Genomic DNA, 21,705 nt, shown 5'->3' with positions numbered 1-21,705 from the left:
TCCTACGTGGTGCGCTGTTCGGACACGGTGAGCCCGTCGAGCACGATGGTCAGGTACTGCTTGGCGAGGTTGTCTACGGTGATCGGGCCGCCGGGCTGGTACCAGCGCACCGCGACCCACACGGTGTCGCGCAGGAACCGGTAGGCCAGTTCGACGTCGATTTCGGGCCGGAAGCTGCCGTCGGTCACGCCGTTGGTCAGTACGCGGTGCCAGAGCTCGCGGAATTCGCGGTTGTAGTCGGCGATGTAGGTGAACCGCTCCGCGGTGCGCAGGCGTTTGGCTTCGGCCTGGTAGATGGCCACCGCGGCGTGGTGCCGATCGAACGACTGATACGACGCGATCACCAAGGCTTCCAAGGTGTCCCGCGAGCTGAGCCCGGCGGCGACGATCTCGCGGTAGTGCCCGAACAGATCGTCGAGGAAGCCGCGCAGGATCTCGTCCACCATCGACTCCTTGGAATCGAAGTGGTGATAGAGGCTGCCCGATAGGATCCCGGCCGCGTCGGCGATATCGCGCACGGTGGTGGCGCGCAGACCTCGCTCGGCGAAAAGTTCCGCCGCCAGCGTGAGCAGTTCATTGCGCCGTGCTGATTTCGAAGCGTCGGGTGCGGTCACATCGGCCATAATACAACCAAGCATTTGCTTGGTACAGGGCAGCAGGTGGTATGTCGCGCTTCAGCTGCTCAGCGCATCGAATATCGCAGCGGCGAGGACATGGATAGGTCGGCTAGCAGCCGGTCACAGATCACCACGGGTGCGACACCGGCTCTGGCCATCCGCGCGACCAACGCAAGACGTCTTTCGCAGCTGTCCCATTCGACGGTGAGCTGACCGCGGCCGGGCCCGGCGTCCACCGTCGCCATCACCCGCGGCGGGCCGTAGGCCACCGGCTCTTCCTTCAGCTTGAGCACCATGCCGCGCTGCCACGCCTGGTAGGTGTCCATGTCCGCGCCGATCACCAGCTTGTCGGTGGCGGCGCACAGGCCCTGGGCGATCTCTTCGTCGAAGGCGACGCGATCGAAGCGGAACTTCCGGCATTTCGCCACCACGTCGAGCAGGTCCGCCCGCACCTCGCACAGCAGGGCGGTCTGCCGATGTCGGCGCCGGTCCTGCTCGGTCTCCTCGCTATCCGCACCGAGCCCGATCTGCTTGGCTCGCGCCCGATCTCGCGCCATATCGGCACGTAGCGCGGCGCGTGGGTCGCGCGCGACCTCGCGCTCGTCGACGGCGTACTGCTCGAGAATTTGTGCGGCGCGCATCGCGGTCGCGCATTCGGAAGTGTGCTCGATCAGTTCGGCGCCGAGCGTCAGCGCGGCGAGCACCATGCTGTCCAGTCTGCGCCGGGCCAGCACGACTTCGCGCACCAATTCGAGTTCCAGTTGTTCGCGGGCAGCTGGGCTATCCAGGCCCATAGCTATCGCCCCTTTGGAGAGTGCGGGATCCGATGTCACCCAGCATGGCACACCCCGGCGATATCTGGCGCGGCCTTTTCTACCTGATCAGCCGCCCATTTGCTCGATATGTGCGGGATGCTGGATGGCGATCGCACTCTGGCGCGACGGTTCCGGTGGTCACGATAAACCGAACCACCTCAGGCGCGTTGACTGCTGACCGAGACCACCTCACCGGTCAGATACGAGGTGTAATCACTGGCCAGCATGGCAATGGTGGCGGCGACCTCCCACGGCTCGGCGGCCCGGCCGAATGCCTCCCGCTCGGACAGCCGGTCGAGCAATTCGGGCGAGCTGACCTTGTCCAAGAAGGCGTGCCTGGCGATGCTCGGGGCCACCGCGTTGATCCGCACGCCGAGTTCGGCGGCCTCGACGGCACTGCACCGGGTCAACGCCATCACGCCCGCCTTGGCCGCGGCGTAGTGCGCCTGGCCGCGCTGCGCGCGCCAGCCGAGCACGCTGGCGTTGTTGACGATCACGCCACCATGGCCCGCGGCGCGGAAGTAACCGAGTGCGGCGCGGGTGCAGCGAAAGGTGCCGTTGAGGGTGATGTCGAGAACGCGATCCCATTGCTCGTCGGTCATGTCGACCACCGGCGTCTCGCCACCGAGGCCGGCGTTGTTGACCATGATGTCGATCCGGCCGATCGCGTCGGCCGCGCCGCGCACCAAGGCGTCGACCTGTTCGGTGCTCTGCACATCGCAGGCGATCGAGGCGATCTTGCGATCCGGGAATTCGGCCGCGAGTTCGGTCGCCGTCTCGGCCAAACGCCGCTCGTGCCAATCGGAGACGACCACGTCGGCGCCCTCGGCGAGCAGCCTGCGCGCGGTGGCCGAGCCGATGCCGGTGCCCGCGGCCGCGGTGATGACGGCGGCGCGTCCGGTGAGCAGGCCGTGCCCGGGGATCGGCTGCGGCGCGACAGACAGATCGGCTCGCTCACTCATGGCCGTGCCTCCCGCGGTAGGCCGAGCACGCGTTCGGCAATGATGTTGCGCTGCACTTCGTTCGAACCTCCGTAGATGGTGTCGGCGCGGGTGAACAGATACAGCCGCTGCCATTCGTTCAGATCGTCCGCGTCGGCCACCAGACCCGACGGGCCGAGCACGGCCATCGCCAGTTCGCCGAGGCCGCGGTGCCAGTTGGCCCACAACAGTTTTGCGACCGAGGCCTGGCCCCCGTCATCCACACCCGCGCCCTCCATGGTGCGGATGGCGTGCGCGCGCAGCACCCGCAGTCCGACCCAGGCGCGGTCGATCCGGTCGGCGATCAGTGGGTCGTCGGCGGCGCCGGTTCGCCGGGCCAGCGCCTCGACATCGGCCAGTTCCCTGGCGAACCTGATCTGCTGGCCGAGGGTGGAGATGCCACGCTCGAAGGTCAGCGTGCCCATGGCGATCCGCCAGCCGTCGCCCGGCGCGCCGATCACCAGATCCGCGGCGGTGCGCGCGTTGTCGAAGAACACCTCGTTGAACTCCGAGGTCCCGGTGAGCTGAATGATCGGGCGGACATCGATGCCCGGCTGTTTCATCGGGACCAGCAGGTAGGACAGACCCTGGTGCCGGGTCGAGCCGCGCTCGGTGCGTGCGATGACGAAGCACCAGTCGGCGACATGGGCCAGCGAGGTCCAGATCTTCTGGCCGTTGATCGACCATTCGTCGCCGTCGAGGTGCGCCGCGGTGGTGATCGCGGCCAGGTCCGAGCCCGCGCCCGGTTCCGAATAGCCCTGGCACCACAGCTCTTTCACCGTGCGGATGCCGGGCAAGAAGCGGTCCTTCTGCGCTTGCGTGCCGAAGGCGAGCACCGTCGGCCCGAGCAGTTCCTCACCGACGTGCGAAACCCGGGCCGGTGCGTTCGCTTTCGCGTACTCCTCATGAAAGATCACCTGCTGGCGCACGGTCGCCGCGCGGCCGCCGTACTCCGTGGGCCAGCCGAGGCAGGTCCAGCCCGCGGCGGCCAGGTGCCGATCCCAGGCAAGGCGCTCGTCGAAGGCCTCGTGTTCCCGGCCCGGTCCGCCGAGCCCGCGCAGCTCGCGGAATTCGCCGTTCAGGTTCTCCGCCAGCCACTCGCGCACTTCGGCGGCGAATTGCGCGTCTCGCGTCGCGGAAAACCGCCCGCCCGCCGCGGCGGTGCCGGATTCTGAGGTCTGGATCGCACCCACGCCGGTAGGATAACCTACCAAGCACTTGCTTTGTAGGGCGCTTGCATAAGTGCCCGCCACAGACGGTAAGGACAACCGTGACCACCCCTGCACAGACGACACCGCTGGCACTGCAGCACGCCGCGCGCACCTTCGGCGCCGCCCCCGCCCTCGCCGACGGCGCGGTCCGGCTGGACTGGACGCAACTGCTGGCGGCGGTGCAGGAGGTGGCGCGGGCGCTGATCGCCCGCGGCGTGCAAGCGGGCGATCGAGTCGCGATGTGGGCGCCGAACACCCACCACTGGGTGGTCGCGGCGCTCGCCGCGCACTATGTCGGTGCGGCGTTGGTGCCGTTGAACACCCGCTATGTCGCCGACGAGGCCGCCGACGTGCTCGGCCGGGTCGACGCGCGGGCACTGTTCATCGCCGGCACCTTCCTCGGCCGCGACCGGCTCGCCGAATTGCGCGCGGCCGCACCGGCACTCGACATCGAGACGGTGGTCGTCATCCCGGTCGAGCCGGACACCACGACGGGCGACGCGACCGCGTTCGACTGGTCCGAGCTCGCCGGAGTCGCCGAGAAGGCCACGCTCGCCGAGGCGGAAGAGCGCGCGGCGGCCGTGAGCCCAGAAGACGTTTCCGACATCCTGTTCACGTCCGGCACTACCGGGCGCAGCAAGGGCACGCTGGTGGCCCACCGGCAGGCGCTCTCGGTCGTCCGGGCTTGGGCGGAGTGCACAACACTGAACGCCGACGACCGCTATCTGGTGGTGAGCCCGTTCTTCCACAACTTCGGCTACAAGGCGGGCATCCTCGCTTGCCTGGTCACCGGGGCGACGATCATTCCGCAGGCGGTCTTCGACGTACCGGCCACCATGCGGCTGGTGAGCGCGGAAAAGATCACCGTGCTGCCCGGGCCGCCGACGATCTATCAGACCATTCTCGACTACCCGGACCGCGACAAGTTCGACCTCAGCACGCTGCGGGTCGCCGTGACCGGAGCGGCGACCGTGCCGGTGGTGCTGGTCGAGCGGATGCGCTCGGAACTCGATTTCGATGTCGTCATCACCGGTTACGGCCTGTCCGAGGCGGCCGGGTTCGGCACCATGTGCCGGGCGGACGACGACGCCGAGACCATCGCGGGCACCTGCGGCCGCCCGATCGCCGACTTCGAACTACGGCTGGCGGACAACGGCGAGGTGCTGCTGCGCGGGCCGAACGTGATGCTCGGCTATCTCGACGATCCCGAAAGCACCGCGGCGGCCATCGATTCCGACGGCTGGCTGCACACCGGCGACGTCGGCACGCTGGACGAGCGCGGGTATCTGAAGATCACCGACCGGCTCAAGGACATGTACATCTCCGGCGGCTTCAACGTGTACCCGGCCGAGGTCGAGCAGGCGCTGGCCCGGTTGGACGGTGTCGCCGAGTCCGCCGTGATCGGCGTGCCGGATACCCGAATGGGCGAGGTGGGCAAGGCATTCGTGGTCCGCAAGCCGGGCGCGACGCTCACCGAGGACCAAGTGCTCGCCCATGCCACCACCGTGCTGGCCAACTTCAAGGTGCCGCGGTTCATCGAGTTCCGCGACCAGCTGCCCTACAGCGCCGCCGGGAAAGTGCTCAAGCGCCAACTACGTGAGGAGATTTCGTAATGTCGGAACCGATCCCGGACGAGGGTGACGTCGTCACGTACGAGGTGCGGGGCCGCACGGCGATCGTCACGCTGAACCGGCCGGACTACCGCAACGCGCAGAACTCCGTGATGACCTACGCGCTGGACGCCGCCTTCGAGCGGGCCGTCGAAGACCCCGAGGTCGGCGTGATCGTGCTGGCGGGCAACGGCAAACACTTCAGCGCCGGGCACGATATCGGCACGCCGGGCCGTGATCATCACATCCACTACCCGAACAAGGCCGCGCTGTGGTGGGATCACGTCGACAAGGTCGGTGGCGACCAGCGCTTCGCCCGTGAGCTCGAGGTCTACCTCGGCATGTGCCGCCGCTGGCGGGAAATCCCCAAGCCGACCATCGCCATGGTCCAGGGCGCTTGCATCGCGGGTGGGCTCATGCTGGCATGGGTGTGTGATCTGATCATCGCCGCCGATGACGCGTTCTTCTCCGATCCCGTTGTGCGGATGGGCATTCCGGGCGTCGAGTACTTCGCGCACCCCTGGGTGATGGGACCGCGCGCGGCGAAGGAGTTCCTGTTCACCGGGGACCGGTTCGGTGCGGCGCAGGCCAAGGAGTGGGGCATGGTCAATCGGGTCGTGCCGCGCGCGGAGCTCGAGACAGCGACGCTGGCACTGGCCGAAAAGATCGCCGCCATGCCGCAATTCGGCCTCGCGCTGACCAAGAAGGCGGTGAACCAGGCCGAAGACCTGATGGGCATGCGCACCGGGATGGACTCGGTGTTCGGCCTGCACCACTTCGCGCACGCACACAATGCCGAGGTCGGGGCCGACTCGCTGGGCGGCATGAACGCCAAGACGATGAAGGCACAGGCGAGCGACCAAGCTACGCAGCGGCCTGAGCATCAGGCCCGGAGGCAGTAGCTTGCGTAACCACGCAGGGCCCGCGAAGGCCGCAGAGTCAATACAGAATGGGGCGACGTAGGTGGATCTCGATATCGATCAGGCGACGCGGGAATTCCAGGCGGAAGTCCGCGAGTTCCTGGCCGCCAACAAGCCCGCGCAACCGCTGCCCTCGATGGACACCGCGGCTGGATTCGAGGCACATCGAGCCTGGGAGCACACCCTCGCCGACGCCCGCCTCTCGGTGGTGGCCTGGCCCGAGGAGTACGGCGGGCGTGATGCCTCGCTGCTGGAATGGGTGCTGTTCGAACAGGAATACTATGCGGCGGGCGCACCGGGACGAGTGAGCCAGAACGGCATCTTCCTGCTGGCGCCAACACTTTTCGAGCACGGCACCGCCGAGCAATTGGCCCGAATCATGCCGCGGATGGCGCGCGGTGACGACATCTGGGCGCAGGCCTGGTCGGAACCGGAGGCAGGCAGCGACCTCGCCGGCATCCGGTCGACGGCCCGACGTACCACCGGCGGCTGGTTGCTGAGCGGGCAGAAGACCTGGAGTTCGCGAGCGGCCTACGCGGACTGGGCCTTCGGGCTGTTCCGCAGCGATCCGGCGGCCGAGCGGCACAAGGGACTGACCTATCTGATGTTCCCGCTGACCGCGGATGGCGTTTCGGTGCGCCCGATCCCGCAGTTGGACGGCGAACCCGGTTTCGCCGAGATCTTCCTCGACGAGGTCTTCGTGCCCGATCGCGATGTGATCGGCGCCCCCGGCGAGGGCTGGCGGGTGGCGATGAGCACGTCGAGCAACGAACGCGGCCTGTCGCTGCGCAGCCCTGGCCGGTTCAGCGCCACCGCACAGCGGCTGATCGACCTCTGGCTCGACATCGGCGACCGGACCAACACCGCGCAGCGCGATGCCGTGGTGGACGCCTGGATCGGCAGCGAGGCGTACCGGCTGCATACCTTCGGCACGGTGACCCGGCTGAACGAGGGCGGCAAGCTGGGCGCGGAATCCTCGATTACCAAGGTGTTCTGGTCCGAGCTCGATATCGCGATGCACGAGACGGCGCTGGAGGTGCTCGGCGCGGCCGCCGAGCGGTCGGGGCCGTGGACCGACGGCTATCTGTTCGCGCTGTCCGGCCCGATCTACGCGGGCACCAACGAGATTCAGCGCAATATCATCGCCGAGCGGCTGCTCGGACTACCTAGGGGGTCGGCAGCCGGCGAAGCCGGCGGGGTGGGTAAGCACAGAGGGAGCAGCCGATGAGATTCGCGCTCAGTCCGGAACAACTCGACTTCGGCACCAGCTTGCGCAAGCTGCTGGACGCCGGCCGCACGCCCGGCGCGGTGCGCAGCTGGGCGACCGGCGACCCCCGTCCGGGACGTGCCCTGATCCGCCAACTGGCGGGTGCGGGCGTGCTCGGTCTGGCCATCGAGGAGGAGCACGGCGGGGTCGGCGCGGAGCCGATCGATCTGGTGGTGGCGTTCGTCGAGCTGGGTCGGGCCGCCGCGCCGGGCCCGCTGGTGGAGACGGCGGCCGCGATACCCGCGCTGCTGCAAGCACTGCCGGACAAGCGCCTGGCCGCGCGCTGGCTGCCGGACTTCGCCGACGGTGCCGCGATGGGCACCATCGCGTTCGCGTCACCGGACCAGCACAGCGTGGCCTTGGACGCCGATTCCGCCGAGGTGGTGCTGCTGGCGGACGGCGGGCAGCTGTACACCGGACAGCGGGCCGGACTGGTGCGGTCGATCGATCCGGCTCGCCGCCTGTTCGCGGTCACCGCCGACGAGTCGATTGCCGAGGGCGACGAGGTGCTGGACGCCATCGCTGTCGGGTTCGACACCGGCGCACTGGCCGGTGCGGCGCAATTGCTCGGCGCGGGACACGCGCTGCTGGACGCCGCCACCGGGTATGCCAAGCAGCGCAAGCAGTTCGGTAAGCCGATCGGCGAGTTCCAAGCCGTCAAGCAGAAGCTCGCCGATGTGCTGATCGGGCTGGATCTGGCCGAACCGCTGCTCTTCCGTGCCGCGCTCACCATGGGCGAGCCGACGCGCAGCCGGGATGTGTCGGCCGCCGTTATCGCCTGCGGCGATGCCGCTTACCGGGCGGCCAGGGCGGCTCTCCAGGTGCACGGGGCGATCGGTTATACCGCCGAATACGATTTGTCGCTGTGGTTGACCAAGGTGACCGCACTCCGTTCCGCTTGGGGCACAACGGATCTCCACCGCTCGCGAATCGCCCGTGCCCTCCGCGACGAAGCGGTGCTTGCGCGCCAACTGCGGGGGACGGCATGACGAGCACCGAGCATCAGGAGTTCACCGCCTCGGTCCGCGCATTGCTCACCAAGCACGCCGGGTCCGCCGCGGTGCGCGCGGCAATGGACACCGACCTCGGTTACGACCCGGCGCTGTGGCGGCTGCTGTGCGAGCAGATCGGCGTGGCGGCGCTGGCCATCCCCGAGGAGTACGGCGGCTTCGGCGCGAGTCTGGTCGAATCCCTCGTGGTGGTCCGCGAACTCGGCCGCACCCTGGCCGGTGTGCCGATGCTCGGGTCCGCTGTTCTCGGTGTACAGGCCGTGCTGCTGTCCGCCGACACGGAGGCGTGCGCCCGGCTACTTCCCGAGGTCGCGGCGGGCACTCGCACCCTCGCGGTGTGCTGGGCGAACGAAAGCGGCTGGGACGAACCAGGTGTGCACGAATCGAGCGGAACACTCACCGGCACCGCACATTACGTTCTGGACGGTGACCAGGCCGACACACTGATCGTGGTTACCCCGACCGGTTTCTTCGAGGTCGAGCCCACCGCGACCGGCGTTGCACGGCACGTCGTGCCGACCATGGACCCCACGCGCAAACTCACCCGGATCACCTGCACGGCCGCCGCTGCCCGTCGCCTCGGCACCGGCGATCCCGCGCCCGCGATCGCGCGCCTGCGCGAAATCGCCTGGGCCGCGGTCGCCGCCGAACAGGTGGGCGCCGCCGAGCAGTGCCTGGAGATGACGGTCGAATACACCAAGTCCCGGGTTCAGTTCGGCCGCCCGATCGGCAGCTTCCAGGCCCTGAAGCACCGCATGGCCGACATGTACGTGCTGCTGGAATCGGCCAAGTCCGCCTCGGCCGCGGCCACCGTCGCGGTGGCCGAGAACCACCCCACCGCCACCGAGGACGTCTGGGTTGCCCGCCTGCACTGCTCGGACGCACTGACCACGATCGCGGCCGAAACCGTCCAGCTGCACGGTGGCATCGCCATCACCTGGGAGCACGACGCACACCTGTTCTTCAAGCGCGCCCATGGCGACGCGCAGCTCTTCGGCACACCGCGCCGCCCGGTCCCGCTCAACGCCTGAACATCCGGCTCAAAGCCCCGGTACGCCCTGCGTACCGGGGCTTTGCGCACCCGTGATCGAGTTCACGAAATATAGATAGTTAGCTTATGTAATAATATCTAAGTGCAGCAGGTCCCGGTGAACACAGCGGATGACATCGTCGTCGATCTACTCGTCACCGCGGGCAGGCTCACTCGGCTGGCCGGGGTGATCAGCGGCGACGATTTGCCGCGCGCGGTGCTGCGGGCACTGGCGGTGCTCGACGAACACGGTGCCGTGCGGGTCAGTGAATTCGCCAGGATCGACCGTTGTTCCCAGCCGGCGGCAACGACGCTGATCGGCAGGCTGGTCGCGGACGGTTTCGCGACCCGACGCAAGGATTCGGCGGATTCCCGGGCCGTCGTCGTCGAACTCACCCCGGCCGGGCGCACTCGGCTCACCCAGGCGCGGCAGGCCTTCGCCGCCGCGCTCACCACGCGGCTGGACGACTTCGACATCGCGCGTCTCGCACGCCTGGACACCGATTTGAACGAACTGCTGGAGGCCCTAAAAACGGCGACCCGACAGCACGATCCGATATCGAGGGAACATCGATGAGCACTACGGCTCCGCAACGCGCCGCGGGCGCGGACACCAGCGAGACGACCCGGCAACCGAAAGCCGTGTGGGCCGTCGCGTTCGCCAGCGTGATCGCCTTCATGGGCATCGGGCTGGTGGATCCGATCCTGAAACCCATCGGTGAACAGCTGAACGCCTCGCCTTCGCAGGTGTCGCTGCTGTTCACCAGCTACATGCTCGTCACCGGCGTCGCCATGCTGATCACCGGCGTGGTGTCCAGCCGGTTCGGCGCCAAGAAGACATTGCTGGCCGGTCTTGCCATCATCATCGTGTTCGCGGCACTGGCGGGGTTGTCGGACACCGTCACGCAGATCGTCGGCTTCCGGGCGGGTTGGGGCCTCGGCAACGCCCTGTTCATCGCTACCGCGCTGGCCACCATTGTCGGTGCGGCCAGCGGCGGCGTCGCCCGCGCGATCATCCTCTACGAGGCCGCGCTGGGCATCGGCATCGCCACCGGCCCGTTGCTCGGCGGTGTGCTCGGCGGAATCAGCTGGCGTGGACCGTTTTTCGGCGTCTCGGTATTGATGGCCGTCGCGTTGGTCAGCATCGTCGTGTTGCTGCCGGAGGGGCCGAAGCCGACGCAGCGCACTTCGATCGCCGCCCCGTTCCTCGCGCTGCGCCATCGTGGACTGCTGACCGTCAGCCTCACCGCGCTGCTCTACAACTTCGGCTTCTTCACGCTGCTCGCATACACCCCGTTCCCGCTGGACATGGGCACCTACGCGATCGGCTTCATCTTCTGCGGCTGGGGCGTGCTGCTCGCGCTCGCGTCGGTGTTCCTGGCGCCGCGGTTGCAGCGCCGGTTCGGTTCGCTGCCGATGATGGGATTGTCGCTGGCGCTGTTCGCCGCGGACCTCGCGGTGATGGCGGCGTTCGCCGAGCACAAGCCGGTGCTGATCATCGGTACCGTGCTGGCCGGACTGTTCCTCGGAGTGAACAACACTCTGATCACCGAGGCCGTGATGATCTCCGCCCCGGTCGAGCGGTCGACCGCCTCCGCGGCCTACAGCTTCGTCCGCTTCGCCGGCGGCGCGGCCGCGCCGTACCTCGCGGGCAAGCTCGGGGAGCACAGCATCGCGCTGCCGTTCTGGGTCGGCGCCGCCTGCACCGCGGCCGCGGTACTCGTCCTGCTGGCCGGTCGCGCGGCGCTCGCGCACATCGATGACCATGATCCCGCGCCGCACAGCGTCGACGAAGCGACAGCGATCACCGTGGGCGACTGAGTCGATGGCGGGAGTACCGTCGGATGGTATGGGCGATGCGCGGCGAGGGCGGGTAAAGATCGAGACCAGCCAGAAGCGAGTGCGGGTATTTCTCGGTGGCCGCGTGGTGGCCGATACGGCACGACCGGTGCTGGTGTGGGAGAGCCCGCACTACCCGACGTACTACGTACCGGCGGCGGATCTGCGCGCGAAACTCGAGGCGACCGGCAACACCCACCACTCTCCCAGTCGCGGTGAGGCGACGGAATACGACGTGGTCGTCGATGGCGCCACGGCCGCGGCTGCCGCACTGCGCTACCACGATTCACCGTTGCCCGAGCTGAACGAGCTGGTCCGGCTCGAGTGGAACAAGATGGACGAGTGGTTCGAAGAAGACGAGCCGGTCTACGTCCACCCCCGCGACCCCTACTCTCGGGTCGACATCCTCGCCAGCTCCCGGCACGTGCGGGTGGAGATCGACGGTGTCACGGTCGCGGACTCGCACTCTCCGCGCATCCTCTTCGAAACCGGGCTGCCCGCAAGGTATTACCTCCCGATGACCGACGTCCGGATGGACCTGTTGCAGCCGTCCGACACCCACACCAGCTGCCCCTACAAGGGCACCGCCGACTATTGGACCGTCCGCGTGGGCGACAACGAATACCGGGATTACGTGTGGGGCTACCGCACGCCGCTGCCGGAGAGCCAGAAGGTCGCCGGGCTGGTCTGCTTCTACAACGAGAAGGTCGACACCTACGTCGACGGCGAACTCCAGGAACGTCCACACAGCCCGTTCAGCTGAGCGGTTCAGCGGTAGCCGGTCAAGCCGTCCGCGAGCTCTTCGTCGTCGCCGTCGCGGTAGGCGGCGAGTGCTTGCTGGAGGGCGAAAGTGCCTTGGATAGCTGCTATTCGGGCGGTGAGGTCACCAGTTGACGCCTCAGTGTGCGCCAGTACCCTGCGCAGTACCTCTGGGCCGTAAGCGCTGACGGCGGCGAAGTCCTCGGCCGGGTCACCGAGACAGGCATCGTCCCAGTCGACGACGCCGCGCAAGGTCGGTAATCCATCGACGTTGTCCCACAACAGGTTTTCGCCGCCGAGATCCCCGTGGACGACCGCGCTGTTCAGCTGCGGTAGAGCGTCGAGTGCCGTCAACTCTCGCTCGGCGCGTTTCCGCCCAGCTGCGTGCATGAGTGGATACAACTCGCCACGGACACCGTCGGCGAACTCACGCCATCGATCGACCGGAGCGGGCGGGAGCGATTCGCGTATCGCTTGGTCCCCGCCGGCGGCAGACAGCCTGGACAACAACGCATGACATTGCCGCGCAACAGCTTCCGCGCTCTCTGGATAACTGATCGCGTCTACCGCCAAGGGCGCACCCGGAACCCGGGTCAGCACCACATAAGGAACAACGTCGCCAGGCCCTGCCACCGCCAGCGGCTCAGGGACGCGCACACCGAGATCGAGCCCGGACAACACACGCAGCACCGCCACCCGAGACGGCAGACGCACCGCCGCCGCATCGGTGCGCGCCAGGCGGACGACTCGCTCCGAACCGATCACCACATAGTGGAACTGGCCTTCACGCACCGTGAGATCACCTGGCGCGTCGCCGGGCAACAGGCGGCCGAGCAGCCCTCCGTGTGTCTCGAGCAGAGCGTCCACATCCACCGTTTCCACACCCGTGTTTCTACCGTGCCGATTCGGTGCTACCACCGCCGCGGCTGGCTCACACCGCGACGAGCGGCGGCTTGTCTTCGGCGCGCCGGTATTGGCCTGGGGCAAGACCGTATTCGCGCTTGAACGCTTTGGCGAAGGCGAATTCGGAGGTATAACCGACCTTTCGGGCCACCGTGCCCAGCGGGCTGTCGGTTTCCCGGAGCAGGCGGGCCGCGGTGAGCATGCGCCAGCGGGTGACATAGGCCAGCGGTGGTTCGCCGACGGTGGCCGTGAAGCGGCGTGCCAGGGTGGCCCTGGAGACACCGGCGACGTCGCTGAGATCGGGGACGGTCCAGGTGCGCGCGGGTTCCTCGTGCACGGCGCGCAGCGCGGCGGCCACCGCCGGATCGGCGAAAGCGCCTGCCCAGCCGGTAGATCGATCGGTGGCCTGTTCGTCCAGCCAGGCACGCAGGACGAAGAGCAGCAGCGTTTCCAGCAGCGCGGGAACGGCGGCGTCGCTGCCAGGGCGGGGTTCGGCGATCTCCGCGGCGAGCAGGTCGACGGCGCCGCGCAGCGCCGGGTGCCTGCCGGGACGGGCCGGGAGGTGAATGAATTCCGGCAGCTCATCGAGCAGCGGGTGGCTGCGCTGCCTGCCGAGTTCGTAAGCGCCGCAGAGCAATGCCGTGCGCACGCCGGGGCCGGTGATTTCCCTCGGTTCCCCCGGCTGCGCTATCTCGGTGACCGGCGTGTCGAGGCTGTCCAGGAGGTCGTGATCGGCACCACGCGGCATGAACACGACATCGCCGACACCGAGCGCCATCGGGCTGCCGCCCGGCGGCACCAGCCAACAGGAACCCTGCAACACCACATGGAACCCGGCACCCGGCACCACGGGGTAGCGGCGACCCCATGGCGCGTGTCGAATGAACATCCCGGAGGTCGGGCTGCCGGTGCGGATGGCTGCGATGGTCTCGCTGAGAATGTCCACTCGTTCACCATAGCGCTTGATGGTGAGCGTTTAAGACATACCGACGAGCAATACGGCCATTGGTTTACTCATCGAACAGCCATAGATTTCGAGTCATGACATCGACGAGCGCAACCGAATCCAGCAAGACCATCGCCATCTACGGCGCCACCGGCATCACCGGCGGCTACGTCCTCACCGAGCTGCGCCGACGTGGCTTCACGCCGATTCTGGTGGGCCGCAACGCGGACCGGATCCGCGCCGCCGCGGTAGCCGCCGACCTGCCCGACGCCGCGATCCGAGTGGCCGATCTCGGCAACCACGACGCCCTGGTGGCCGCGTTCACCGGCGCGGACGTGGTGATCAGCAGCCTGCCCGCGTACGTCCAACACGGTCCCGCGGTGCTGGCGGCGGCGATCGACGCCGGGGCGCACTACACCGACATGTCCGGTGAGCAACTGTTCCTGAAGCGGGTGTTCGACGAGTTCGGCCCGCGGGCCGAGGCGGCCGGGGTGAGCCTGGTCTCCGGCGTCACCGACAGCAATCTGCCCGGCGACCTGCTCGGTTATCTGACGACCCGGCGGGTGACCGGTCCGGCCGAAGTAGTGGTCAGTCACCTGAGCAAGAGCGGCGGCAACGGGTCCAAGGGCAGCGCCAAGACGGTGTTCGCCAGCCTCGACTGGTTCCGCAACGGCGGCTGGAACTACGCGAACGGCGAATTCCACACCGGCGCAACGGCTAAGCACAACACGATGACCTTTCCCGGCGACACCGAACCGACCTCGGTCGCGAAATTCCCCCAGCCGCCGGTGCTCACGATTCCCCGTCACTCGAACGTCTCCTACGTCGAGGGGGTGCTGGCCACCTCGATTCTCGACACACTGAGCGGCTTCACCGAAGAGATCATCGACTCGCTGCCGGACGCACCCAGTGCGGATCTGCGCTACGACCTGGTCGTCGACGCGTTCGGGGCGGACGGCCGGACGGTCCGCGGCGTGGTGAGTGGTGTGCATTCCTACCGCGATTCGGCACTGATGGCGGTCGAGGTCGCCGTGCGACTGATGGACGGCACGCCGAAGCCGGGAGCGCTGGCCGCGGCCGAGGCCTTCGACGCGGCCGACTTCCTCGATGCGCTCGCGCCCTTCGACATCACCTGGCGCATCGAAGAACTCTGATCCGGCAGTGCGAAAGGCGCCGCACCGGCGCCTTTTCGCGGCGGGTCAGGCATAGTCGAGTGATGACCGAGACCCGACCCGCGCTCGCCGCCGCCCTCGACCTGGCACCCCACCCGGAGGGTGGCTGGTTCCGCGAAACCTGGCGCAGCGCCGTGGAATTCACCCCGGACGGTTATGCCGGCGCACGATCCAGCGCAACCGCGATCTACTTCCTGCTGCTGCCCGGTGAACAGTCCGCACCCCATACGGTCCGCTCCGACGAACTGTGGCTCTGGCATCGCGGCGGTCCGCTGCTGCTGAACATCGGCGGCGAAGAGATCGTCCTCGGCCCCGACGTCGAACGCGGTCAGCTGCTACAAGCCGTCGTGCCGGGCGGAGTCCGCCAGGCCGCACGCCCCGCAGGCGACGAGTATGTCCTGGTGAGCTGCCTCGTCTCCCCCGGCTTCGACTTCGCCGACTTCGAAATGAACTGACCCGCACGCCCTGGCGACCAGAACTCGTCGGCGAACAGGTAGACCGTGGCGGGGAAGTCACCAGGGCCGGTTGCTATTCCGGAACTTCGAGGACGCCCTCGTCCACGGCCCATTTGATGGTTTTCTCCAGCTGCGGGCAGGAGTCCGGGCGGCCGGGACCGCCACCGTTCCTGCTGAGTTCGGCGAAGACGGGGCAGCGCGTTTGCGGCGGCTCGGTCCACTGCACCGAGGTCTGGTGGGAACTGCTCTTACGCACCAGCACCTGACTCTGGCAGGCCTGACACCGCAGCGGTGTCAGGCCGTGCTCCAGATAGCGCTGCTTGTCGACCACCGTCTGGGCGCGCACTTCGGCCTGCCGCGCCGGCTGGTCGGCGAAGTCGGGTGCTTTAGCCCAGGTGACCATCAGACTCCGGCCTCCGCTTCCTTGGCCTCGGCCGCGTCGGATTCCCGCTTGCGCCGCAGGTTCTCCGCGACCTCGGCCTCCCATGCCTCGTTGGCCTTGGTGGTGTCCACCTCGAACTCGAAGCGCTGGGTCATCTTCTCGGTGACGTCGGCCGCGTCCACATAGAACTGGTCATACCAGCGGCGCAGCTGGTAGACCGGGCCGTCTTCCTCACAGAGCAGTGGATTTTCCACCTTGGACTTGTGCTTCCAGATCTCGACGTCCTGCAGGAAGCCGACGCTGATGCCCTCGGACATCTTCGCGGCCAGCTTGTCCGCCATCTCGCCCTCGACGCCCTTCGGCTTCTCGAGCGTGATGCCCCACTGCAGGACGAAGGAATCGTGGGTCACCGGGTAGTGGCAGTTGATCAGGACGCTCTTGACCTCGTACCCACTGTAGATATTGATCAGCGGATTGATCATGTAGGACGGCCCGAAGTAGGACGCCTCCGACTTCAGCAGGGTGTCGCCGCCGTATTTGGACGCCATCCCGATGTCCGGCCTGCCCTTGGTCTCCAGGAACTGAGTGGCGATGTGGCCCTCGAAGACGTTCTTGAAGTAGGTGGGGAAGGCGAAGTGGATGTAGAAGAAGTGCGCCATGTCGACCACGTTGTCGATGATCTCGCGGCAGTTGGCGCCCTCGATCAGCATCGAATTCCAGACCCATTCGGTCCAGCCGCTGTCGAGTTCTTCGGTCGGATTGCCGTCCGCATCGGTGTAGGGACCCTTGATGTGCGGGATGGTCACCTCCGGCGGCGGCTGGCTGCCCTCGACGTCGTGCCAGACGAACAACTGTCCGTTGCGCTCGAGCGTGGTCCATTTCCTGGTACGCGCCAGCGGCGGCACCCGCCGCCCATAAGGAATCGCGGTGCACTTGCCGTTCACGCCGGACCAGCGCCAATCGTGGAACGGGCAGGCGATGTCGTCACCCTTGACCTCGCCCATGCTCAGGTCGCCACCCATGTGCCTGCAGTAGGCGTCCAGCACGCGCAGCTCACCGGCGCTGTCGGCCCAGATGACGAGCTTGGTGCCGAACACATTGACGGCGTGTGGCTTGCCGTCGCGGAACGACTTGGCCAGACCGAGGCAATGCCATCCCCTCGCATACCGGGTGGGCACGGTACCGACATCTAGCTCCCGGACCTTCGCACCGCTCCCCTGTGGGGTAACTGCCATCGCGAATCCTCCTCCTTCTGTACTAGAACACGTTACAAAAATGTCGCGTTCCGTGCCAGCGATTCCGGTCACTTCCTGCACATGTCCATCTACGACCCGGGTTCGGCACCGGTTCTCGACAGAAATAAGAACCTGTTCTAGTCTCAGAGGCAATGAGTACCGGTTATCAATCGACCAGGCAGGAGCAGGTCCCGAGATGACGCAAGAAGTGACCGAACGGGTCGACGCGCTGTTGCCGACGCTGCGCGAGCGCGCGCAGGAGGCCGAGGACCTGCGGCGGATCCCCGACGAATCCATGAAGGCGTTGCAGGAGACCGGTTTCTTCCGGCTGCTGCAGCCCAAACAGTGGGGCGGTCACGCGGCCGACCCGGTGGTCTTCTACGACACGGTGCGCAAGATCGCGAGCGCGTGCGGGTCCACCGGCTGGGTGGCAGGCATTGTCGGCGTACACAATTGGCATCTGGCGCTGTACGCCCAGCAGGCGCAGGAAGACGTCTGGGGCGAGGACACCGAGGTGCGGATCTCCTCGTCCTACGCGCCGATGGGTGCGGGCCTCGCCGTCGACGGTGGATACCTCGTCAACGGCGCGTGGGCCTGGTCGTCCGGCTGTGACCACGCCACCTGGGCGGTGCTGGGCGGACCGGTGATCAAGGACGGCAAGCCGGTCGACTTCGGCAGCTTCCTGATTCCACGCGACGACTACCGCATCGATGACGTATGGAACGTGGTCGGCCTGCGCGGCACCGGCTCCAATACCGTTGTGGTGAAGGACATTTTCGTTCCGTCGCACCGGTTCCTGAGTTTCCGCGCGATGAGCGAGATGAAATCGCCCGGCCTGGAACAGAACACCGACCCGGTGTACAAGATGCCGTGGGGCACCGTCCATCCCACGACAATTTCCGCGCCCATCGTCGGCATGGCCTACGGTGCGTACGAGGCGCATGTCGAGCATCAGGGCAAGCGGGTACGCGCGGCGTACGCGGGCGAGAAGGCGAAGGACGACCCCTTCGCCAAGGTGCGCATCGCGGAGGCGGCCAGCGATATCGACGCGGCTTGGCGGCAGCTGTCCGGCAATGTCGCCGACGAGTACGCATTACTGGTCGCGGGTAAGGATGTCCCGTTCGACCTGCGGGTGCGGGCTCGGCGCGACCAGGTGCGGGCCACCGGTCGCTCGATCGCCGCCATCGACAAGCTCTTCGAGAGTTCGGGTGCCACGGCGCTGGCGAACGGCACTCCGCTGCAACGCTTCTGGCGCGACGCGCACGCGGGCCGGGTACATGCCGCCAATGATCCCGAGCGGGCCTACCTGATGTACGGCACACACGAGTTCGGGCTGCCCGTCACCGACGGCATGGTGTAGGAGCTGGAGTCGTGACCTCTACCACGGAACTGACCGCCGAGTCGACCTCCCGCTACGCACAGGTGCGGCCGGACCTGCGGCTGCACTACCACGAAGCGGGCGCAGGCAACGGGCCGACGATCGTGCTGCTGCACGGTGGCGGACCCGGCGCGTCGTCTTGGTCGAACTTCGCCCGCAACATCCCGGTGCTGGCGCAGAATTTTCACGTGCTCGCCGTGGACCAGCCCGGGTACGGTCGCTCGGACAAGCCGACCGAGCATCCGCAGTACTTCGTGCACAGCGCCTCGGCGCTGCAGGATCTGCTCGATCACCTGCAGATCACGTCGCGGGTACATCTGCTCGGCAATTCACTCGGCGGCGGCACGGCCGTCCGGTTCGCACTGGATTACCCCGATCGGGCAGGCAAGCTGGTGCTGATGGGGCCGGGTGGGTTGAGCACCAACCTGTTCTCGCCCGATCCCACCGAGGGCGTGAAACTGCTCGCCAAGTTCAACTACGAGCCGACCAGGGAGAACCTGGAAGCGTTCCTGCGGATCATGGTCTTCGATCAGTCGCTGATCACCGACGAGTTGATCGACGAACGGTTCGCCTCGGCCAGCACACCGGAATCGCTCGCCGCGGCTCGGGCGATGGGAAAGTCCTTCGCCGGTGCGGATTTCGCGAAGGGCATGCTCTGGCGCGACGCCTATACGCTGCGTCAGCCGGTGCTGTTGATCTGGGGGCGGGAGGATCGGGTCAACCCGCTCGACGGGGCGCTCGTCGCCACCAAGCTGATCCCGCGGGCGCAGCTGCACGTGTTCGGTGACTGCGGGCACTGGGCACAGTTGGAGAAGTTCCACGAATTCAACCGGCTGGCAATTGATTTCCTCGCCGGTACCAAGGAGAAGTGATGGGGATTCGATCACTCGCCTATCTGCGCATCGAGGCGACCGATATGGCCGCCTGGCGCGAGTACGGGCTCAAAGTGCTCGGCATGGTCGAAGGCAAGGGCGGGAATCCGGACGCACTGTACCTGCGGATGGACGAATTCCCGGCTCGGCTGGTGATCGTGCCCGGCGAACAGGACCGGCTGCAGATCTCGGGTTGGGAAACGGCCAATGCCGCAGAGCTGCAGGATATCCGGAGTCGGCTCGAAGCCGCGGGCGTGCCCTACAAGGAGGGTACGGCCGCGGAACTGGCCGATCGGCGGGTGCACGAGCTGATCCGGTTCGACGATCCCTCCGGCAACACCCTGGAGGCGTTTCACGGTGCGGCACTGGAACATCGGCGGGTGGTGAGCCCGTACGGTCACCGGTTCGTCACCGAGGAGCAGGGGCTCGGGCACGTGGTGCTCAGCACCAAGGACGACAAGGCCGCGCTGGAGTTCTATCGCGACGTACTCGGCTTCCGGCTGCGCGACTCGATGCGGCTGCCACCGCAGATGGTCGGGCGTCCCGCCGACGGTGAACCCGCCTGGCTGCGGTTCTTCGGCTGCAACCCGCGGCACCACTCGCTCGCCTTCCTGCCGATGCCGACACCGAGCGGCATCGTGCACCTGATGCTCGAGGTCGAGGAAGCCGACGATGTCGGGTTGTGCCTGGATCGCGCGCTGCGCAAGAAGGTACGCATGTCGGCGACCCTCGGCAGGCACGTCAACGACAAGATGCTCTCCTTCTACATGAAGACGCCGGGCGGCTTCGACGTCGAATTCGGCTGCGAGGGACTCGAAGTCGACGACAATGACTGGATTGCCCGGGAATCCACCGCCGTGAGCCTGTGGGGCCACGACTTCACGGTCGGGCAGCGCCAGCAGTGACGGGCCAGGGGACGGCAGCAGGCGAAGCCGACGGGGTGGGTGAGCAGAGGGCGAGCGAAACGATGACCCAACCCGCCATCGATGGCCGGCAATTCCGCAATGTGCTCGGCCAGTTCTGCACCGGCATCACCGTCATCACCACCTTCGACGATGCCGAGGCGCCGATCGGTTTCGCCTGCCAATCCTTCGCCGCCCTCTCCCTCGACCCACCCCTGATCCTGTTCTGCCCCACCAAGACCTCACGCTCCTGGGCGGCCATCGAACAATCCGGGCGCTTCTGCGTCAACGTCCTCGCCGAAGCGCAACGCGACCTGTGCGCCCGCTTCGGATCCCGCGAACCCGACAAATTCGCCGGCGCCCCCTGGCACACCTCACCCCGCACCCTCCCCGTCCTCGACGACGCCCTCGCCACCATCGAATGCACCGTAGAAAGCGTCGTAGACGGCGGCGACCACCACATAGTCATCGGCCGAGTCCAAGCCCTCACCGAATCCACCACCTCCGGCCGCCCCCTCCTCTTCTACCGAGGCCAATACACCGCCATAGAACCCGAAAAAACCACCCCCGCCCCCTGGCGCGCCGACCTCGAACACTTCCTCACCACCACCACCCTCGACACCTGGCTGTAACGCCGCGTGTAGCCCACTGTGCTACACGCGGCTACACTGGTCTCATGAAGGTGATCTCGCAGCGGGAATTCCGCAATAACTCTGCTGCGGTCATGGATGCTGTCGAAGCCGGCGAGACGTTTCGGGTTACCCGCAACGGCGTCGAAGTCGCAGAGCTGCGGCCGGTCCATCGTCGGCGCCGTTTGACCGCCGAGGAACTCGTCGAACGACACCGCAACCTACCTCGCGTTGACTATGCGCAGATGCGCAAGGAAGCAGACGAATTCTTCGGCACCGCGGATCGCATCGGGGACGATGATGTATGGGGTTCGCGCGGGTGAGCGACCGACGAGCTTCCGGCGTATTGGACACGTGCACATTCATCGACCTGTACGAGCTCGATCTGGATTTACTGCCGAAGATCCCCGACATCACAACAATCACTTTGGCCGAGCTCCACCAGGGAGTCGCTATGGCCAAGGACCCCGTCACCCGTGCGGCACGATCCGAGCAGCTGGGCATAGCCATCGTCGAATTCGACCCGCTTCCGTTCGATGAGGACGCTGCGACTCGGTACGGAACACTGGTCGCACTCACCCTTGCCGCGAAACGCGACCCCCGTCCGCGCCGGATGGACCTGCTCATCGCAGCCATCGCATCCTCACGTGGTCTGGCGCTCTACACGCGCAACAGTGCGGACTTCCGCGGACTAGAGAGCATGGTCGAGATCGTCGCGGTGTGATCGATCGACCTCAGCCGGCCTGCCGCCCGCTCGACCTGGTGGGCAAGTC

Annotated in this window: 24 protein-coding genes; 16 read left to right on the top strand and 8 right to left on the bottom strand. The window is 67.1% G+C overall.

Annotated features, from left to right (window positions below):
• Window positions 1–2: 2 nt before the first annotated feature.
• The 4 genes from ACFK0J_RS03770 to ACFK0J_RS03755 all read right to left on the bottom strand — a co-directional run bounded on the left by ACFK0J_RS03770 (window position 3) and on the right by ACFK0J_RS03755 (window position 3,596).
• Window positions 3–623, bottom strand: coding sequence for a TetR/AcrR family transcriptional regulator (locus tag ACFK0J_RS03770; RefSeq protein ID WP_378736596.1), 621 nt, complete (start codon window positions 621–623; stop codon window positions 3–5).
• A gap of 59 nt (window positions 624–682) precedes the next feature.
• A complete protein-coding gene (locus tag ACFK0J_RS03765; RefSeq protein WP_378736594.1) occupies window positions 683–1,411 on the bottom strand; it encodes a hypothetical protein in 729 nt (242 codons plus the stop codon).
• Window positions 1,412–1,590: 179 nt separating this feature from the next.
• Window positions 1,591–2,394, bottom strand: coding sequence for an SDR family oxidoreductase (locus tag ACFK0J_RS03760; RefSeq protein WP_378736592.1), 804 nt, complete (start codon window positions 2,392–2,394; stop codon window positions 1,591–1,593).
• Window positions 2,391–3,596: an acyl-CoA dehydrogenase family protein gene (locus ACFK0J_RS03755; protein WP_378742609.1), complete on the bottom strand. Its 1,206-nt coding sequence runs from the start codon at window positions 3,594–3,596 to the stop codon at window positions 2,391–2,393. Before ACFK0J_RS03755 ends, ACFK0J_RS03760 begins: the two co-directional genes overlap by 4 nt.
• An 86-nt stretch (window positions 3,597–3,682) precedes the next feature.
• On the opposite strand from ACFK0J_RS03755, the gene ACFK0J_RS03750 reads away from it, so the two are divergent.
• The 8 genes from ACFK0J_RS03750 (at window position 3,683) to ACFK0J_RS03715 (ending at window position 12,062) form a co-directional block, all read left to right on the top strand.
• Complete coding sequence (locus tag ACFK0J_RS03750; protein ID WP_378736590.1) at window positions 3,683–5,236, top strand: FadD3 family acyl-CoA ligase; 1,554 nt, start codon at window positions 3,683–3,685, stop codon at window positions 5,234–5,236.
• Entirely contained in the window at window positions 5,236–6,135 is a 900-nt protein-coding gene (locus ACFK0J_RS03745; protein ID WP_378736588.1) for an enoyl-CoA hydratase, read from the top strand. The genes ACFK0J_RS03750 and ACFK0J_RS03745 overlap by 1 nt, the downstream gene beginning before the upstream one ends.
• A gap of 61 nt (window positions 6,136–6,196) precedes the next feature.
• The gene (locus ACFK0J_RS03740) at window positions 6,197–7,381 is read left to right on the top strand and encodes an acyl-CoA dehydrogenase family protein (protein WP_378736586.1); all 1,185 of its coding nucleotides are present in this window, start codon (window positions 6,197–6,199) and stop codon (window positions 7,379–7,381) included.
• On the top strand, window positions 7,378–8,409 hold the full coding sequence (locus ACFK0J_RS03735; protein ID WP_378736584.1) for an acyl-CoA dehydrogenase family protein: 1,032 nt from the start codon (window positions 7,378–7,380) through the stop codon (window positions 8,407–8,409). The genes ACFK0J_RS03740 and ACFK0J_RS03735 overlap by 4 nt, the downstream gene beginning before the upstream one ends.
• On the top strand, window positions 8,406–9,461 hold the full coding sequence (locus tag ACFK0J_RS03730; RefSeq protein ID WP_378736582.1) for an acyl-CoA dehydrogenase family protein: 1,056 nt from the start codon (window positions 8,406–8,408) through the stop codon (window positions 9,459–9,461). Before ACFK0J_RS03735 ends, ACFK0J_RS03730 begins: the two co-directional genes overlap by 4 nt.
• A 117-nt stretch (window positions 9,462–9,578) precedes the next feature.
• A complete protein-coding gene (locus ACFK0J_RS03725; RefSeq protein ID WP_378736580.1) occupies window positions 9,579–10,037 on the top strand; it encodes a MarR family winged helix-turn-helix transcriptional regulator in 459 nt (152 codons plus the stop codon).
• The gene (locus ACFK0J_RS03720) at window positions 10,034–11,281 is read left to right on the top strand and encodes an MFS transporter (RefSeq protein ID WP_378736578.1); all 1,248 of its coding nucleotides are present in this window, start codon (window positions 10,034–10,036) and stop codon (window positions 11,279–11,281) included. The genes ACFK0J_RS03725 and ACFK0J_RS03720 overlap by 4 nt, the downstream gene beginning before the upstream one ends.
• A gap of 28 nt (window positions 11,282–11,309) precedes the next feature.
• A complete protein-coding gene (locus ACFK0J_RS03715; protein WP_378736576.1) occupies window positions 11,310–12,062 on the top strand; it encodes a DUF427 domain-containing protein in 753 nt (250 codons plus the stop codon).
• A gap of 5 nt (window positions 12,063–12,067) precedes the next feature.
• Here ACFK0J_RS03715 and ACFK0J_RS03710 read toward each other — a convergent pair whose 3' ends face one another.
• Together ACFK0J_RS03710 and ACFK0J_RS03705 are read right to left on the bottom strand one after the other, a co-directional pair.
• Entirely contained in the window at window positions 12,068–12,916 is an 849-nt protein-coding gene (locus ACFK0J_RS03710; RefSeq protein WP_378742607.1) for an aminoglycoside phosphotransferase family protein, read from the bottom strand.
• 73 nt (window positions 12,917–12,989) lie between these two features.
• Complete coding sequence (locus ACFK0J_RS03705; RefSeq protein ID WP_378736574.1) at window positions 12,990–13,907, bottom strand: AraC family transcriptional regulator; 918 nt, start codon at window positions 13,905–13,907, stop codon at window positions 12,990–12,992.
• A gap of 95 nt (window positions 13,908–14,002) precedes the next feature.
• Between ACFK0J_RS03705 and ACFK0J_RS03700 the strand changes: the two genes are divergently transcribed.
• Both ACFK0J_RS03700 and ACFK0J_RS03695 read left to right on the top strand, forming a co-directional pair.
• Window positions 14,003–15,061, top strand: a complete 1,059-nt coding sequence (locus ACFK0J_RS03700) for a saccharopine dehydrogenase NADP-binding domain-containing protein (protein ID WP_378736572.1) — start codon at window positions 14,003–14,005, stop codon at window positions 15,059–15,061.
• Window positions 15,062–15,123: 62 nt separating this feature from the next.
• Window positions 15,124–15,534, top strand: coding sequence for a cupin domain-containing protein (locus tag ACFK0J_RS03695; RefSeq protein ID WP_378736570.1), 411 nt, complete (start codon window positions 15,124–15,126; stop codon window positions 15,532–15,534).
• A gap of 73 nt (window positions 15,535–15,607) precedes the next feature.
• Here ACFK0J_RS03695 and ACFK0J_RS03690 read toward each other — a convergent pair whose 3' ends face one another.
• The gene (locus ACFK0J_RS03690) at window positions 15,608–15,937 is read right to left on the bottom strand and encodes a hypothetical protein (RefSeq protein WP_378736568.1); all 330 of its coding nucleotides are present in this window, start codon (window positions 15,935–15,937) and stop codon (window positions 15,608–15,610) included.
• Complete coding sequence (locus ACFK0J_RS03685) at window positions 15,937–17,151, bottom strand: Rieske 2Fe-2S domain-containing protein (RefSeq protein WP_378736566.1); 1,215 nt, start codon at window positions 17,149–17,151, stop codon at window positions 15,937–15,939. Before ACFK0J_RS03685 ends, ACFK0J_RS03690 begins: the two co-directional genes overlap by 1 nt.
• A gap of 196 nt (window positions 17,152–17,347) precedes the next feature.
• Here ACFK0J_RS03685 and hsaA point away from each other — a divergent pair, with 196 nt between their 5' ends.
• The 6 genes from hsaA (at window position 17,348) to ACFK0J_RS03655 (ending at window position 21,656) form a co-directional block, all read left to right on the top strand.
• Window positions 17,348–18,511, top strand: coding sequence for a 3-hydroxy-9,10-secoandrosta-1,3,5(10)-triene-9,17-dione monooxygenase oxygenase subunit (hsaA, locus tag ACFK0J_RS03680; RefSeq protein WP_378736563.1), 1,164 nt, complete (start codon window positions 17,348–17,350; stop codon window positions 18,509–18,511).
• An 11-nt stretch (window positions 18,512–18,522) separates the two neighbouring features.
• A complete protein-coding gene (gene hsaD, locus ACFK0J_RS03675; RefSeq protein ID WP_378736561.1) occupies window positions 18,523–19,401 on the top strand; it encodes a 4,5:9,10-diseco-3-hydroxy-5,9,17-trioxoandrosta-1(10),2-diene-4-oate hydrolase in 879 nt (292 codons plus the stop codon).
• On the top strand, window positions 19,401–20,306 hold the full coding sequence (gene hsaC / locus ACFK0J_RS03670; RefSeq protein ID WP_218473162.1) for an iron-dependent extradiol dioxygenase HsaC: 906 nt from the start codon (window positions 19,401–19,403) through the stop codon (window positions 20,304–20,306). The genes hsaD and hsaC overlap by 1 nt, the downstream gene beginning before the upstream one ends.
• A gap of 62 nt (window positions 20,307–20,368) precedes the next feature.
• Window positions 20,369–20,935, top strand: a complete 567-nt coding sequence (gene hsaB / locus ACFK0J_RS03665) for a 3-hydroxy-9,10-secoandrosta-1,3,5(10)-triene-9,17-dione monooxygenase reductase subunit (RefSeq protein ID WP_378736559.1) — start codon at window positions 20,369–20,371, stop codon at window positions 20,933–20,935.
• A 44-nt stretch (window positions 20,936–20,979) separates the two neighbouring features.
• Complete coding sequence (locus tag ACFK0J_RS03660; RefSeq protein WP_378736557.1) at window positions 20,980–21,255, top strand: type II toxin-antitoxin system Phd/YefM family antitoxin; 276 nt, start codon at window positions 20,980–20,982, stop codon at window positions 21,253–21,255.
• A 131-nt stretch (window positions 21,256–21,386) separates the two neighbouring features.
• Entirely contained in the window at window positions 21,387–21,656 is a 270-nt protein-coding gene (locus ACFK0J_RS03655; RefSeq protein WP_378736555.1) for a hypothetical protein, read from the top strand.
• The last annotated feature ends 49 nt before the right edge of the window (window positions 21,657–21,705 follow it).

It is taken from the genome of Nocardia brasiliensis (assembly GCF_042691675.1).
GTDB classification, from domain to species: domain Bacteria; phylum Actinomycetota; class Actinomycetes; order Mycobacteriales; family Mycobacteriaceae; genus Nocardia; species Nocardia brasiliensis_D.
Note: the sequence above shows the minus strand (reverse complement) of the source record. Positions and strands in the feature narration are given on the sequence as shown.

Bases quoted from the DNA above. Each gene is read 5' to 3' on its own strand.
- ACFK0J_RS03770 (WP_378736596.1), bottom strand. From the start codon at position 623: ATGGCCGATGTGACCGCACCCGACGCTTCGAAATCAGCACGGCGCAAT.
- ACFK0J_RS03765 (WP_378736594.1), bottom strand. From the start codon at position 1,411: ATGGGCCTGGATAGCCCAGCTGCCCGCGAACAACTGGAACTCGAATTG.
- ACFK0J_RS03760 (WP_378736592.1), bottom strand. From the start codon at position 2,394: ATGAGTGAGCGAGCCGATCTGTCTGTCGCGCCGCAGCCGATCCCCGGG.
- ACFK0J_RS03745 (WP_378736588.1), top strand. From the start codon at position 5,236: ATGTCGGAACCGATCCCGGACGAGGGTGACGTCGTCACGTACGAGGTG.
- ACFK0J_RS03735 (WP_378736584.1), top strand. From the start codon at position 7,378: ATGAGATTCGCGCTCAGTCCGGAACAACTCGACTTCGGCACCAGCTTG.
- ACFK0J_RS03730 (WP_378736582.1), top strand. From the start codon at position 8,406: ATGACGAGCACCGAGCATCAGGAGTTCACCGCCTCGGTCCGCGCATTG.
- ACFK0J_RS03720 (WP_378736578.1), top strand. From the start codon at position 10,034: ATGAGCACTACGGCTCCGCAACGCGCCGCGGGCGCGGACACCAGCGAG.
- ACFK0J_RS03715 (WP_378736576.1), top strand. From the start codon at position 11,310: ATGGGCGATGCGCGGCGAGGGCGGGTAAAGATCGAGACCAGCCAGAAG.
- ACFK0J_RS03700 (WP_378736572.1), top strand. From the start codon at position 14,003: ATGACATCGACGAGCGCAACCGAATCCAGCAAGACCATCGCCATCTAC.
- ACFK0J_RS03695 (WP_378736570.1), top strand. From the start codon at position 15,124: ATGACCGAGACCCGACCCGCGCTCGCCGCCGCCCTCGACCTGGCACCC.
- ACFK0J_RS03690 (WP_378736568.1), bottom strand. From the start codon at position 15,937: ATGGTCACCTGGGCTAAAGCACCCGACTTCGCCGACCAGCCGGCGCGG.
- ACFK0J_RS03685 (WP_378736566.1), bottom strand. From the start codon at position 17,151: ATGGCAGTTACCCCACAGGGGAGCGGTGCGAAGGTCCGGGAGCTAGAT.
- hsaA (WP_378736563.1), top strand. From the start codon at position 17,348: ATGACGCAAGAAGTGACCGAACGGGTCGACGCGCTGTTGCCGACGCTG.
- hsaC (WP_218473162.1), top strand. From the start codon at position 19,401: ATGGGGATTCGATCACTCGCCTATCTGCGCATCGAGGCGACCGATATG.
- hsaB (WP_378736559.1), top strand. From the start codon at position 20,369: ATGACCCAACCCGCCATCGATGGCCGGCAATTCCGCAATGTGCTCGGC.
- ACFK0J_RS03660 (WP_378736557.1), top strand. From the start codon at position 20,980: ATGAAGGTGATCTCGCAGCGGGAATTCCGCAATAACTCTGCTGCGGTC.
- ACFK0J_RS03655 (WP_378736555.1), top strand. From the start codon at position 21,387: ATGGCCAAGGACCCCGTCACCCGTGCGGCACGATCCGAGCAGCTGGGC.